This is a genomic window from Brevibacillus fortis (assembly GCF_046196545.1).
GTDB lineage: Bacteria > Bacillota > Bacilli > Brevibacillales > Brevibacillaceae > Brevibacillus > Brevibacillus fortis_A.
This window is the reverse complement of record NZ_CP176370.1, coordinates 3096761-3112179: the sequence shown is the minus strand read 5'-3', so window position 1 is coordinate 3112179 and position 15419 is coordinate 3096761. Positions and strand designations below refer to the sequence as shown.

Sequence of the window (15419 nt, the reverse complement as noted above, 5' to 3'; positions counted from 1 at the left end):
TACAGTCTTAGGCTCACCGCTGTTTTGATTGAAATATCTATCCAGTATATTATTTCCCATTCAAATGATAGATGTGTTGTACAACGCCAGAGGAGAACGTTTGTGTATTCACCAAGCTCAAATTCAACCTCTGTTTTATATCCATAAACAACGGTTTTCCTTCCCCCAAAATAACAGGGTGAACAGATAATCGAAATTCATCTACAAGCTCTAAATTGATAAAAGTTGTAATAAGACTTGCTCCACCATATAGCCAGATGTCTTTGCCAGGCTTCTTCTTTAATTGATTGACTACTTCAGGAATATTATCGTTGATAAATATTGCTTTATTATCAGTCCCTTTTTGTGTCTTGGAAAACACATATTTTTCTTTGCTATGAACCAATCCCCAAATCTCTTTTTCCGTATCCGTATGTTCCATTTCTGGCGAAAATTGTCCCCATAAATCATAACTTTTTCTTCCATATAAAATAGTGTCAATTTGATGTAAGAAATGAACAAACCCCATTTCAGAGTCCATTATGCACCAATCAACTTCCCCATTTTTCCCTTCAATGAAACCATCTAAAGTAACGGCTAAATCTAAAATGATTCTTCGTTTCATGAATAGTTACTCCTTTCGTTGATCTACCACCTATTTTAGACCTTTAAATATGTCACCTTGTGTCTTATTTGTAATAGAAGGGTTTATCATTTTTCAGCTGACATATGTTTAAAAACAGCTCACTTCATTGGCGATAGATACCATTGAGTGAGCTGTTTTATGACGTGAGGCTATTTTATTCTCGTTCTCCATGCAACGATAGTGATGTGATGGATTACTTCAAATATCTTCCCGTGATCGACTGTTCCGCATGGATGATCTGCGGAGGTGTGCCCTCGAAGACCACCTGACCGCCATTGCTGCCCCCGTCTGGTCCCATATCGATAATCCAATCCGCTTGGCTGATCACATCAAGGTTGTGCTCGATAACGATTACCGTATTGCCGGCATCCACGAGGCGGTTCATGATCTCGAGAAGGTGACCGATATCTGACATATGTAAGCCAGTTGTCGGCTCGTCCATCACGTAGATGCTGCCCTTCTTATGCAGCTCGCTTGCCAGCTTGATACGCTGGCATTCCCCTCCTGAGAGCGTGCTGAGTGGCTGGCCGAGTGTAATATAGTTCAGCCCCACATCACTCATCGCCTGGAGCTTGCGCACAACCTCTTTTAGCTCAAAAAATTCCAATGCCTGCTCCACAGTCATTTCCAGCACTTCTGCAATTGACTTGCCGTTTAGCTTGTATGCAAGTACCTCTTCCTTGAACCGTCTACCTCCGCAGACTTCGCATGGCAGCTTCACGCTTTCAAGGAATGCAAGGTCTGTATACACAACACCTAGTCCTTGGCAGTTCTCGCAAGCCCCCTTGGAATTGAAGCTGAACAAGCCTTGGTTGACCTTGTTCGCGGATGCAAACGCCTTGCGCACATCATCCATAATCCCTGTATAGGTCGCGGGATTCGAGCGCGTTGACACGCCTACCGCCGATTGGTCGATGACGATCGCATCCGGATGGTTGCTGAGGAATACATCGTTAATCAACGTACTCTTACCTGAGCCGGCGACACCCGTAACTACTGTCAGCACTCCGGTTGGAATATCAACACTCACGTTCCGCAGGTTGTGCAGTGTGGCATCCTCGATAGACAACTTGCCGGACGGCTGCCGGGAATCGTGCTTCAATTGAAGCGGCCGATTCATATGGGTGCCAGTCAGTGTACCTGATTCCAGCAGGCCTTGGAAGTTTCCTTCATACACGATAGTACCCCCGTGGCTGCCAGCGTGAGGCCCGACGTCGACGATATGATCTGCCACCTTGATCACATCGGGATCATGCTCGACGACAATGACGGTATTGCCCTTGTCGCGCAGCTTCTGAAGCAATTCATTTAACCGGTGTACATCACGGGGGTGTAAACCAACGCTGGGCTCATCAAAAATGTAAGTAACATCAACCAGACTGCCGCTCAGATGCTTCACCATCTTGACACGCTGTGACTCGCCGCCGGACAAGGTATCCGTCTCACGATCCAGCGTCAAGTAGTCTAGTCCGATATCCACTAGATGCTGCAACCGTTCCGTCAACGACTTGACCATCGGTGCGGCGACCGAATCGTCAATCTCCTGAATGACGCGGATGAGCCGACCGACTTCCATGGAGGACATCTCTGCAATGTTGTGGCCATTGATTTTGCAGTTGAGTGCGGCCTGATTGAGTCTCGCACCATGACAGCTGTAGCAAGAACCTTCGATGATGAACGGCGCAACTGCTTTTTGTGTACGCTCAGATTTCGTCTTTAGATCCTGCTTGATGTATTTGTTGATGAACTTCTCAATGACGCCTTCTACTGTAATATTCACGGCTTTCCCGGCGAATTGCATCTCTACTTTCCTAGCCTTGGCGTACAACAGCTGCTCAAGCTCCTCATCCGAATAATCGCTCAGCTTCTTTTCAGGATCGAAGCCCGTCTGCACGAGCATATTCCATTCCATGCCGTCTACCTTATAGTCCGGCAGCATGATTGCTCCTTCATTCAACGACTTTGACATGTCCAGCGCCTTGCTCATGTCGACGCTCAGACTGCGACCGATCCCGTTGCATTCGGGACACATGCCTTGGGGGTCATTAAAGGAGAACATATGCGCTTGTCCAACATTGGGCTGACCTATCCGGGAGAAGAGTAGGCGGAGAATGGGAGAAATATCGGTAATTGTCCCCATAGTGGAATGGGAACCGCCGCCCAGCCGCTTCTGGTCCACGATAACCGCCATGCTCAGGTTCTCGATCGCGTCCGTATCCGGCTGCGGATAGCGGGGCAGGAAATTGCGCACGAACATGCTGAAGTTCTCATTCAGCAAACGCGTGGATTCTGCGGCGATCGTATCGAAGACAATCGATGACTTGCCGGAGCCAGATACACCGGTGAAGATTGTAATCTTCCGCTTGGGAATGCGCAAGGATACGTTCTTGAGATTGTTTTCCCTCGCACCGGAGATTACGATAAACTCCTGATTAGATTCGCTCATGCCAAACATCCTTCCGATAGTATTCATTTCTACTTATGTTAACATTGTACCATTCAGAAGGAGATCTTCGCTTACTTTCACCAAAGCGCCCGCAAGGTGAGTATTATCCTCTAAGCATCAAGGCGGAGACAAGCTCACCTTGCTGCATTCCCTTTCCACCAGGTGGAATCTTGATCAAGCAATCGGAATCTTTAATGGATACGGTAACGCTTGATTGATCCATCCCGACAGGTTTTACGAATACCTTGCCATCGATTACAAACGACTTTCCGCGAACATACCGGGGATACGCATTTACCTTTGTAAAGTCTTCGCCTAGAAAAGCGGTAAAGTCCCGCATGTATCTATTTTGAATCCCCTGCATACCCAAAATCACAGGACGAACGAAGAGCTCAAAACCAACAAAGCATGCTCCCGGATTGCCTGACAAAGCAAACAAAAATTGATCATTCCAAACCCCTGCGGACGTAGGACTTCCGGGGCGCATTGCTACTTTGTTAAACAGGACCTTCCCTTTCCATTTTTCAAAAATATCTACGAGAATGTCGTAGTCGCCTACCGATACTCCACCTGATGTGATCACGAAGTCCGCAACGGAAAATGCTTCAAAAATAAGAGCTTGAGCTTGGTCTGCCTCGTCAGGGATGGAACCCATCAGTAACGGAATTCCTCCTGCCCCCCGAATAAGTGCCGCCAGCATGTAAGAGTTACTGTTTCGAATTTTACCTGCGCAAAGTGACGCATCTACAGGTAAAAGCTCTGAACCTGTTGCAAATATCGCGATGGTTGGGCGCTTATATACTTTGACGCGGGAGAAACCAAATGTAGCCAACAATGCGGTCTCACCAGCGAGGATTTCTGTACCTTTTTGCAGGACACAATCCCCCATTGGGATTTCGTGACCTATCGGAGTCAGGTTCTTCCCAGGATGGACTTCTTTTTTTATCGAAATGTATGTTTTGCCCTGCTCCTCAAAATCGTCTGTCATTTCCAGCATGATGACTGCGTCTGCATTTTCAGGTACCATGGCTCCCGTCATGATTCGGGAAGCGGTTCTTTGCGATACTTCTTTTGTAGGAAGGGCTCCACAAGGAATATTGTCGATCACTTCCAAAAGGACAGGAGATTCAGGTGATGCCCCGTGAGTTGAACTGGACATGATCGCAAAGCCATCCATCCCGGAACGCCGGAAATGAGGCATATTATCTGGCGCAATGATATCCTCCGCCAACGTACGACTGTAGGCATTTTCCAATGAGACTTCTTCTACACCGAGATGGTTCAGATGTTGCTCAATTCTGCGTTGTGCTTCCACGACTTGAACCGCATTTCGGTGAAATCGATTCACGCTTTCTACTCTATCCATGTCGTCTACACTACCCTCCAATTTGAGACATGCGCCTGACTGTTGGTACATGCGACTGACTCTCATCGACTAAAGCTTTGGCCATTTCGTGATTCAGTGGTTTGATATGCAATGCTCGGAAAAAGAGTTCGCGTACCGCTTCATCATTTCCAATGCACTTACGAACGTTAAACTCATCCGACCAATATAGGCATGGCTTTATATTTCCATCCGCCGTCAAACGAAGCCGGTTACAAGTTTCGCAGAAATGATCGCTCACGGGATGAATCAGCCCAAAACTCCCCTTGGCGCCTTCTATCCGAAACGTTTGTGCAGGTCCGTTACCTTGCACTTCATGACTCTCAGCCACTTTCCAGCCTAATTGATGACAGCGTTCCAATACCGTGGACAATGGCAGATAGGATTGCTTCCATCTCGTGTTGTTGTGTCCGATGGGCATGTATTCAATAAATCGAACTTGTAAATGACTATTAATCGTGAGCTGAAGAAAATCTTCTATTTCGTCATCGTTAATCCCCTTCATAAGAACGACGTTCAACTTAATCGGTTCTATCCCTACCTGTTGGCATGCAGCTATACTATCCAGAACTCGCTGGACATCTCCGCCGCGAGTAATCAACGAAAAACGATCCGCTTTCAATGTATCCAGACTGATATTCACACGGTTCAAGCCTGCTTCTTTTAATTTTTGGGCCTTTCTAGCCAAGAAAATGCCATTGGTAGTCATAGAGATATCTTCGATTCCTGGAATTCCTGCTATCGCGGATACCAAATGTTCAATGCCTTTGCGGACCAATGGTTCTCCACCTGTCAGCCTTACTTTTTTGACCCCCATTTCGGCCAAAACCCTTACAACCTCGGTGATTTCGTCCAAAGACAGGATATTTTCATCAGGTTCAAATTCCATTCCATCAGCAGGCATGCAGTAAACACACCGCAAGTTGCAACGATCCGTTACCGAAATGCGTAGATAGTCATGGACACGACCATAAGCATCCACCAATTCACTTGGAATCACTGGTCTTCCCCCTTTCAACTTCTGCAAATTCGTTTTCCTTCAAAGTACCATATTCATAATGCAGGACATGTGATAAAACGCACACCGTTTGAATCACGTGCGTCTATTGCTTCTGCCTGTGCACCTTTTGCCCGTTCGGAGGATGGAAGGATTGGGACATGAAAAAGCTGTCAGGGAACATCAGTTCCTCGACAGCTTATCTGTGTAAATCATCCTATGATACTATTGCTTGCTTACAGAAGAGGCAAGATTGCGTTTGCGTACGCCTGGGCTCCCTTTTGATTAGGATGACCGATGGAGGCACGCTTGCAAATCTCGAAATCCAAGCCCGTGCACCCTGCTTCTGTGCAGGAGACGAGTCGCTCGGCTGCGATCAGGTCTTGTGGAGTCAGGTCCAAATTGATGCCGAACACATAAGGGTCATCCGTCAGCGCCGCGTGCTCCGGACCAAAATTCGGATCAGCGAAAAAGATACGCTGTTTACCGAGCTCTGCATTTCTCTCATCGATGGCTTTTAGCAGGTATAGCTTTGATTCCGCTTCGAGTTGGGCAGAGCGCTTGTATACCTTTTCCAGCTCAGCCGCACCCAGAATCCCTCCGGCTGCACCGCCGCCGACTCCTCCGACAATGGCCCCTACGCCGATCAACAATGCTTCCACCGCAGTCATATCACTCTTTTCAGACACTGGTGGATAATAACCGGTAACGATGACTTTGGCTTGTGTAAATTTATTCGTCACCTCGACCAGCAATTGCTTCATGCTCCCATAGAAATAGTCGTAATGTAATTGCGCCAAATCGGCTGGATGGAAAGGATTCAGAACTGTCCGAACATCGACATCATTCATGCCTCCATCCAAAAGAATCAGATCCACCAATTCAGCCTCGCCTTTGAAGAACGCACATTGCTGCAGAATCGTTGGAAAAGAGGTAGGTACCTCACCGTCTACGGGTGCCACTACGTCATGCTTTCCCTCTCCAATAATGGCGCCAGAATGAGCGAGTACTTGTGTATATTGCTTGATATCTCCTTCTCTGGCCTGAACGGCTGCACCCACGATGGAATAAAACTTCTCATGCTCTTGCAAGCCTTGCCCCCAGCTCACGGAATCGCCCATCACGAGCATATGGAAGGTTTCTAGGGTCAGTGGAATTTCATTGGAAGGTGTGCCATCAGAAAGGCGCACCTTCATGGTCACCTGCTCACCTGCTGGATTGCTCTCTACATCGGCCGGGCGAATCAAGGTAAATTCCAATTGAGTCGAACTTAACATCCGTACATCGGGCATTTCTTGGTTATTTACCAAGACGAGTGTCCCTTCGGAGAAGCCGCTTCCGTTCACGATCACTTTTTGTCCGGGTCTCAGCCTCGTTTTCACTTGATTTTCCTGTTGGGCGGAAATGACTTGTGGCTTCACGTAGATGGATGCCTTGCTGGAGAGAGTCATATCTGATTGTCGTACCTGGAGCGTATGGGAGCCTCCTGTCACGTTAGGTATGACAAAGTTAAGCATGGTATCACTTACTACCTGGGTTTTCGTTTCAGTGCCATCGATCAGCACGACATCTGTTTTCGTGTAGCGCTTCCCTTCCAGCGTCACTGTATCACCTGCGAATGCATACTCCGGAGATACATGGCTGATAGACGGCTCCAAGAGCTTGCGTCTGAAGTCATCTTCGTCGATGGCTCGGAAGCTCACAGGTTCAGACAATCTACCTCCGGCATATCCGACACGACCGGCATCGGCGAATGAACCTTGGGCCCCCGGTTGACCTGCCGTTCTTGGCCCGGGACCGCATGCCGTACCGAATTTTGCATTCTTGCTGTCACCCACAGCTCCACCTGGTCCGCCCGCTCCAGGATTGCCAGGGATTCCGCCTGCCCCCGGGCTGCCTCCTTCAATCGTGATCGCAAAGCCTTGCGAATAATTTTGGATGATCGTTTGTGGTGCGTACAAGGTCAGCCGACCGCCAGCTCCCCCATTGCCTCCCTGGCCTCCGTAGCCAGCTGCTCCGCCACGTCCTCCGTTTCCACCTGCTCCTGCTCCGGCTTTGCAGAAACCTGCCCAATCCAATTCGGCTGGCTTGCCTTTTCCTCCCCGGCCACCATCTCCTCCGTCTTGCCCAGGTCCACCTTGTGTACCATCTTGCCCTTTCAAGTCAAAATGAGGACGTCCCGCCATATCGAGGACCCACAATTCAAGTTCAGGAGCCGCAGCCCCGTCGAATCCACGGTCTCCGGGCAATCCTGCTGTTCCAGGTGTCCCCGGAATGCCTGAGAGCGTCGATGACATTGGTGCATCTGGCGGTGTTGCTGGTTTTTTGCGTTTGGCTGGAACATAGCGGTAAGGACGCTCCCATGTAAACGTAACATTCTGTCCAACCGTCAACTTTTCGGCGATGATGATCAAGTAGCGCTGCGGATATTTCAAAATGACATTGGTTCCATCCTCGATAGTAATTTCCGACGCGGCCCAATAGGCAGTGTCCACCGATATATTCAAGGCCGAAGCAGGGGACGGAACAGCTAATGTAGCCGTCATTTTTTTAGGAAACGGGATTGCTTGCAACAGTTCCGCTTTTCCACTCAGCATTTGCAACGTTGGTGTAGTTTTGGCTGAGTCGATCCGATACGCAGACTGAATCATGGTATTCCCACTGACGAGCGTGGGGGTTGGTTTCGTCAATCCCGACTGAGGTACAATCGTTCCGCGGATCTTGAGCGCCCCCAGACTGGACAGGGACGTAATCCCGAATGACTCCAGCACCGCTTTGTGATACATCATTCGATCCTGAACCATTTGGGGTGCTGCTTGGAAGGATGCCGGATTCACAGCCATGGTCGTGATCCCGAGCGTATTTCCACCTGCATTGAAAGTGTTTGTAGAAGTTGACATTCTTTTTTCCTCTCCCTTATCACAATGAATGAAATAGTATGTGCGAGCCAGTCTCCATTGCACGGACGATCATTCTTGGCTAACGCCGAATTCCTCTAATTCCCGAAAGCTGATTTTTCTTCTCTGTGGATGTGGTTTTCCGCCTCGATGCGCCCATATGATCTCCACCTGATTGCCTTCCGGATCAAGAAAAGAAAAACATGCATATTCGCTCTCCACATACGGACCATGTGCCAAAATTCCGTGATCCGTCAGCCTCCTCCACACTTCCTTGAAGTGATCCAACGTATCCACCCAAAATGCGAGATGCACATGATGCGGATTGTTCAGGATGAGCAAATCGTGCCTGCCCGATTGTGGATCAATCGCCAAGCATGCCGTTTCGTCACCAGGGTTCATCATTGCCAGTTCAAGTGCGGTTTCATAAAAAGAGGCCAATCTGCGAACATCATGCGCATATAAGGAAATGTGACCCAAGCGGCTTAGCTTTGACATGTTCCCTCCATCCTTTCGTACTGACTCGCCTGTTTCATCCTAACACCGAGAATACCGACCTCGATATTACTCGAAAGGATGCATCCAAAAGGATACCCTTGCGATAAATATGAGTACCAAGTATAAAAGAAGCGTAGTAAAATCGTAGGAAGAAAAAGGAAAACCTTGTGATGGAGCAGGTGATGCTATGAATTATCAGGAGAGCCTTGAAGAGCTGGAAAGTCGTCTGTTGGTAGGGCGAACCGAGGAAGTCCTTCATTTTTTGAAGTTGCTTGCGGATGAGCGGCGCTCCAAAAAAATCATGAATCTCTTCGGGACCGCAGGCGTGGGAAAAAGCTATTTGCTCGACGAGCTTAAGCGGCAAGCTCATCTGCGTCAAGCAGCTACTCTCTCTTTGGACAGCGAGCAATTTTGGCACACGCCCTCTGATTTTTGCCTACATATTTTGCAGGCATTGCATGTCTATCATAAGGGAGAAGAGCAGTATCCTTCCCAATTGTTGGAGGAATCCGTTTCGAAGCTGAATGAAAAAGCGGCCGATCAAAGACTCGTCCTCTTTCTCGACATTTACGAGAACTTAGACGGATTGGACCATTGGTTGCGCGAATATTTTTTCAAACGATTAAGCGCGAATATCCTAATCGTGATCGCAGGGCGGCATCCGCTGTCTGAAGCTTGGCTTCTTTCGCCTGGTTGGCGGCACTTCATCAGTAGGGTTCCGTTGTCCCATCTTCCTTACGATGCTGTCGAGCGGTATGCGCATTACTGTCACATTTTTGAACCGCTTATCATCCAAGAAATGTGGCGGCGCTCCAATGGGCATCCCCTTACCCTGTCACTGCTGTCCTTTAACTTGCAGCTGAGAGATCAGGAAGGAAACGGTGATTTTCATGAGGAAATGGACACGCTGCCGTTTGTCGTCAGCCAATGGCTGCGCGAAGTTCCTGGCGAGCATTTGCGTCCTCTCGTGGAAGCAGCAGCCATATTGCGGCACTTCAATCAGGATAATCTGTCCTTTTTATTGAAAAGAGAAATCACGGCGTCAGAGTTTTTCCAATTGATCCGATTTTCGTTTGTACGAAAAGTGGACAGCGGCTGGACGATACATTCCTTGATGAGAGAATCCATTGCCCAGGATATGCGGGCACGGACGCCGCTTCATTTTGCAGATTTGCAGAAGCGGGCTGTTCATTACTATTATGAGAAGTTTACCAAGTCAACTCATTCGGTCCGCACACCAGAAGCTTTAGAGCTTACCTTCTTTTTAGGTGACGCACTCATCCGCGCCTTTTTAAATTGGTTCGACCCATTACCCAAACCGTTCGAATCCATCCACACTGGTCATCGGGAAGAACTACTGGAGTATATCCGCAATCAGCGGCACTGTCCCTCCCCCAAAACGATCAAGCTGTTTGATCCGCACACGAACCGACATTTTGATTTTCACCTGACAGCGGAGCAAACCTTGTACCCATTGAATTGGCTTGATCATGACCGTTTATTCTCGCTGGGATATGACGTGCTTCGCGTTTTGCGTAATGAAAACGGCGCGATCTCGGCACTCGCCGCAGTTGTTCCCATCAACGAAAAAACCCTTCCTTACCTGATGGAACATTCCGGTTCTCGTTCCTATTTCACTGCTCTATCCAAACAAGAGCTAGAACGGTTCAGCGTGCCAGAACACACACGGGCAGGTTGGTTCATTCACACCATTCATCAAGATGATTACGAGGATGTTTCCCAACATACAGCCATTGGCCATATGCTGCACGGTTTAATGTTCACCGGAGAATTTTTGTTGTGTTCACCTGCACCATTTCCTTTTTTCAAAGCCGCCCACGAAAGTTTGGGATTTGATATAGCCGAATTTGCCACCCACACCAACTATGACGGTGTAACACCCACGCTCGTATTTTTCCGTGATACGCAAGGCGAGCATCTCCCTGCTTATTTGCAAAAGCTGCTGAAACGATCCGGATTGGATGCGGATTTGCGCCTGGAGGAAGAAGTGGTTCCATCTCCTGCTCCCCCGGCATCACCGGGCATAGTCACAACACTGGACATGAGTATATTGACGGCTCGAGAACAGGAGGTAGCCGCCCTTGTGCTTGAGGGATTGACGAACGCAGAAATCGCTGCCCGCTTGTATGTAAGCGAAGTTACAGTGAAAAAGCATTTGAAGTCGATTTTTGAAAAGATGGATGTCAGCAACCGGACACAGTTGGTGAAAAAAATGCTTGTGTAGAACGAAAAAAGAGGAACCGTAGATGGCGGCTCCTCTTTTTAAATGCTCGATTACTAGCATTGCTTTTCTGCTATCTGCTAATGGCTACGGTTTGACATACGGTTGTTCAAATAAAATATTCTCGACTGCCTCTACTACTTTTTCCGTCCACTCACGTTCCTGATCTACGTTTGTGAGATAAATAATCGTTTTATCGGTTTCAATGTATCTTCTTAGCCAGCTTCGATACCCCGGCCAGCTTCCGCCGTGATGCACGACTTTTCCTATCACTCGATCTTCACGCAGCCGCCAGCCATATCCATAATAAGATAAACTGTTGTCAGTAAGCTGCACAGGGGAAAATGCTCTCTTTAGCGTTGCTTTTTTTACCAGCTTTTCTGTGTAGAGAGCTCTGTCCCACTTACGCAAGTCATCCAGTGTTGAACTGACCGCGCCGTCTCCCTGAATACCATCCAGATAAATGACAAAATCGTTCTCACTTGATTCATCCGGTAACACTAATGCTTCAGATTGAGCAGAATACACGTATCCATAGGCGTAATGCTGGATCAACTCAGGCGAATATCTTCGGTTGTACACCTTCGTATGCTGCATACCTAGTGGTTGAAAAATGTGTTGCTGCAAGAAATCGGCAAATCGTGTATCAGCTGCGTGTTCTACGATAGAAGCCAATAAAGCATAGCCGGTATTACTGTACTCATACTTTTCATTGGGTTGAAACAAGAGGTTGGGTCGATGTTTGATTAGCTGTTCGAGTATGTCTTGATTCGTAGCCACTCGCGTTTTATCCCAATATTGCGAAAACAACTCCATGTAATCAGGCAAACCGGATGTGTGCACTAATAGATTCTCTACTGTAATATCGGCATAAGAGAACTCTGGAAAGAACTTGTCAACTTTGTCTGTATAGTCGAGCTTACCTTGCTCTTGCAAGATCATGATGCCCATTGCTGTAAACGCCTTGGAAACCGATGCAAGTTCAAATACGGAATACGGTGACAATCTCTCAGCCGTTTCTAGACTGGCCATTCCTATGGAATTTTGATAAAAAGGGGTCCCTTCTTCCAAAATCAAGATGTTGCCGCTCCAATTGTTTTGTTCGCCAATCGTAGAAAAAAGCTCATCAAGCTGACGGTATCTCTCATCATTTACTTTGGCTCCCTGTGTCATTTTTCGTATCCCCCACTCGTTTTTTAATATGTAGCTACCTCTTTTGAAAATTGTCTTCCAGCAAAAGCCATTCTAACAATCTCATTTTTTGCCCCTCTGATAAACCGTGCGGAGCAATCTGTTCCAAAGGCCCGGACTACAAAAATATCTTCTGCAAATGGTCTCAATACGTAGTTTTCTCCTAAAAAGCAGAGCACCAGTTGACCATTTTCCAATCGGAGCGGCAATGTCCCAAACTCACTCGATTGATAATCCCCCACGAATTGATGCATAGCTTCCTCGGATAGGAAATCAATCTTGCTAATCAGATGAGAGGATTCAGGAGGGCGGTTTTCCAGACTATTTAGCGCACCCGTCATAACCGCCAAAACCGGTGACAATTCTAGATTGGACAGTGCCACTCCGGCCAGTCCTGTTTCGGGAAAGAAGCACATTTGAGCCGCAATCCCTTTTAAACCACCACTATGTTCAACTAACTTTTTTCCGTGGTAGTCAGGAGTTATTACCAATCCGTACCCGTAAAATTGACCGGGTACCATATCAGTCGGAAAATAAGGGGTTATCATTTGTTGTACACTTTCAGGTGTTAGAATTCGTTTCCCTCCTGTTGTAAGCCCACCTTTGCAGAACATGTCCGTATATCGCAGCATATCCCGCACCGTTGATTTTATAAATCCTGCCGCTCGAAAAGAGGAAGTATCCCACCAATTTGGAGATGGAATCACTTCTTTGTGATCGCCTTTGTCTCGCATGATATACAGATTTGTAATATTCTCATACCTATTCAGCTCTTCCATAAAAAAGCTCGTGTGCTCCATCCCGATTGGAGCTATGATATGCTCCTTGACATAAGCCTCATACGACTTCCCGCTGACGCGTTCAATGATCGCTCCCAGCAAGGCGAAACAATCATTGGAATAACTGAACTCTGTACCTGGTGGCCCTAAAAGCTCTAAATCTAACGTAGAGATAACACTCATCAGATCTTCGTACGTATCGATTGGTACCGTATCATCTGTCTGGTTCTGCAAAAATGGATGGTCATCTACCTCATTCTCTTCCAAGCTTCGCATCACACTTGCAAAAAATGTTGGCAAGGGAGGAATTCCACTCGTATTCGTCATAAAATGATGAATCGTAATTTGCCCTACATCAAGATTTTTCAGACGAAATTCCGGAAGGTATTTGACAACAGGGTCATGTACGGATAACTTACCCGCTTCCTGTAATTGCATGACCGCCACGCAGGTAAAGGATTTTGTTATCGATCCAATTCCAAATACCGTATCGATCGTAACTCCTAACTGCCGTTCCACATTACGGAAGCCAAATCCGTTTTTATAGAAGATTTGACCATTTTTTGCTATTCCCAAGCAAACACCAGGAACCTGACCTTTTGTTATCCATTTTTGAGCATATTTTTCAAAAGAATCAATCCATTCGTTATTTTGCATGCGCTTCTCTCCTTTGGTTGACATGTAGTTAGTTCTCGATCCAGCTATCATTATATGTCGGCATGACAGATGTCCACTTTACTCCTTTTACCCGAGAATTTATGACAGTAAAGGCCTTATCGTAATAGATAGGGACAACATACGCTTGCTCAATCAGTCGCTTCTGTGCATCCATGTACACTTGCTTTCTGGCATCAGTCTGCATGGTAGTACGCCCTTTCAAAAGGAGGGCATCCAGCTTGTCATCTTTTACACCAGACAGGTTGTAGGCACCGCTCGAATGAAAATAAAAGTATAAAATATCAGGGTCATCATAGGCGCCCGATATCAGCGTTACATCAAAATTTCCTTTGACGACTTCCTGCAAGTACCCTGCTATTTCTAAATTCTGAATCTTCATGTTGATACCCGCTTCTCCCAGCATGGCTTGAAGCAATTGGGCTTCTTTGTCAAGATCTGCTGTACTCAGCAAATTCAGACTAAGAGTTTTTCCGTCCTTTTCTCTCACACCACTTCCGTTTACTTTCCAACCAGCGTCGTCCAACAGTTTCTTTGCTTCGTCCACATTATACTGGTACCCGTACTTCTCTAAGGATTTGTCATACCCTAGCGTAGATGGAGATAACGGCGTATGGGCTACTGCGCCTTCTCCCTGCGTAACAGCTTGGACAATGGCTTCTTTATTGACTAGCATATTAAATGCTTTACGTACCTGAATATCCTGGAACTCTGGTCTCGTCAGATTCATCTCCAACATGAAACCCACTCCAGGACGTAAGTATTCCATAATTCGATATTTGGGATTATTCCGATAACGTTTCGCGTCTTTTACAGGTACTTCCGTTGCTACATCGATAGCACCACTCTCTAGCGCTGACAATCTGAGCTGGCTGTCAGCAATTGCTTTTATGATAAGTTTGTCTGCTTTAGGAGGACCTTGATTTTCATAATATGGCTCTCCCCACTGAAAGGCTTCATTTCTCACATAGGTCACATCTTCGCCTGTTTTCCAGCTCTCAAGCTTCCAAGGCCCTACTCCCACAGGATTCCGGCCATAGCTTTCTCCAGCCTTTTCAATCGCTTTCAACGATAACGGCTGCGTTAAATAATTCCCTAGCGCTTCGCGAAAGGCAGCATAGGGTTCATGTAGTTCCAGAACGAGAGTCTGATCGTCTAGCGCTTTCACACTTTTTATTGGAGCAATTAATTCAGCAGCTGTTTTTGCTTTTGTCTGCGGATTGAGAGCACGATCGAAGGTTTCCTTAAAACTTTTTGCAGTCAGAGGTGTCCCATCGTGAAAGGTAATCCCGGAACGAATGGTGAAAGTCCACGTTTTGCCATCCTCAGAAATTTTATAGTCACTAGCCAGAGAAGGCTTGTATTCGTTTGTGGCAGGATCCTTATATAGCAGTGATCCACCGAGCAGCCAGGTATAAACCCCAGCAGATCCAGCAGACATGTGAGCATCTAACGTATCCGGTTCATAAGGGTACGCTACTGTAATGGTTCCGCCCATTTTTGGTTTGGCACTCTCCTGTTGCTCGGTTGGCACAGATGTTTGCGTGCTGCAACCAACCACCAGGAACATACATAGAATGACAAATCCCCCCCGATAAACACTGTACGTTTTTTGCTTGTTTTTCTTCATGTATCAGCATGCCACCGCCTTCCCTTTTCTTTTTGAAAGAACTTCCGATGATGAC

General features: G+C 47.1%; 10 protein-coding genes. 1 reads left to right on the top strand and 9 read right to left on the bottom strand.

The features are described 5' to 3' along the window. Positions 1-49: 49 nt before the first annotated feature. The 6 genes from ACKKE8_RS15775 to ACKKE8_RS15750 all read right to left on the bottom strand — a co-directional run bounded on the left by ACKKE8_RS15775 (position 50) and on the right by ACKKE8_RS15750 (position 8847). Entirely contained in the window at positions 50-604 is a 555-nt protein-coding gene (locus ACKKE8_RS15775; RefSeq protein ID WP_409178966.1) for a dihydrofolate reductase family protein, read from the bottom strand. 214 nt (positions 605-818) lie between these two features. Continuing rightward, entirely contained in the window at positions 819-3071 is a 2253-nt protein-coding gene (locus tag ACKKE8_RS15770; protein ID WP_409178965.1) for an ATP-binding cassette domain-containing protein, read from the bottom strand. 103 nt (positions 3072-3174) lie between these two features. Further along, the gene (gene glp / locus ACKKE8_RS15765; protein WP_409178964.1) at positions 3175-4437 is read right to left on the bottom strand and encodes a gephyrin-like molybdotransferase Glp; all 1263 of its coding nucleotides are present in this window, start codon (positions 4435-4437) and stop codon (positions 3175-3177) included. A 10-nt stretch (positions 4438-4447) separates the two neighbouring features. After that, on the bottom strand, positions 4448-5455 hold the full coding sequence (gene moaA / locus ACKKE8_RS15760) for a GTP 3',8-cyclase MoaA (protein WP_409178963.1): 1008 nt from the start codon (positions 5453-5455) through the stop codon (positions 4448-4450). Between the two features lie 233 nt (positions 5456-5688). Then, positions 5689-8352: an IPT/TIG domain-containing protein gene (locus ACKKE8_RS15755; RefSeq protein WP_409178962.1), complete on the bottom strand. Its 2664-nt coding sequence runs from the start codon at positions 8350-8352 to the stop codon at positions 5689-5691. A 69-nt stretch (positions 8353-8421) separates the two neighbouring features. Further along, entirely contained in the window at positions 8422-8847 is a 426-nt protein-coding gene (locus tag ACKKE8_RS15750) for a VOC family protein (protein ID WP_409178961.1), read from the bottom strand. Positions 8848-9034: 187 nt separating this feature from the next. Between ACKKE8_RS15750 and ACKKE8_RS15745 the strand changes: the two genes are divergently transcribed. Next, entirely contained in the window at positions 9035-11092 is a 2058-nt protein-coding gene (locus ACKKE8_RS15745; RefSeq protein ID WP_409178960.1) for a LuxR C-terminal-related transcriptional regulator, read from the top strand. An 84-nt stretch (positions 11093-11176) separates the two neighbouring features. Here ACKKE8_RS15745 and ACKKE8_RS15740 read toward each other — a convergent pair whose 3' ends face one another. From ACKKE8_RS15740 to ACKKE8_RS15730, 3 genes are read right to left on the bottom strand one after another with little or no spacing between them, the layout of a single operon-like run. Then, the gene (locus ACKKE8_RS15740) at positions 11177-12262 is read right to left on the bottom strand and encodes a serine hydrolase domain-containing protein (protein WP_409178959.1); all 1086 of its coding nucleotides are present in this window, start codon (positions 12260-12262) and stop codon (positions 11177-11179) included. A 23-nt stretch (positions 12263-12285) separates the two neighbouring features. Further along, entirely contained in the window at positions 12286-13716 is a 1431-nt protein-coding gene (locus ACKKE8_RS15735; protein WP_409178958.1) for a serine hydrolase domain-containing protein, read from the bottom strand. A gap of 28 nt (positions 13717-13744) precedes the next feature. Then, complete coding sequence (locus tag ACKKE8_RS15730; protein WP_409178957.1) at positions 13745-15364, bottom strand: ABC transporter substrate-binding protein; 1620 nt, start codon at positions 15362-15364, stop codon at positions 13745-13747. Positions 15365-15419: the final 55 nt, after the last annotated feature.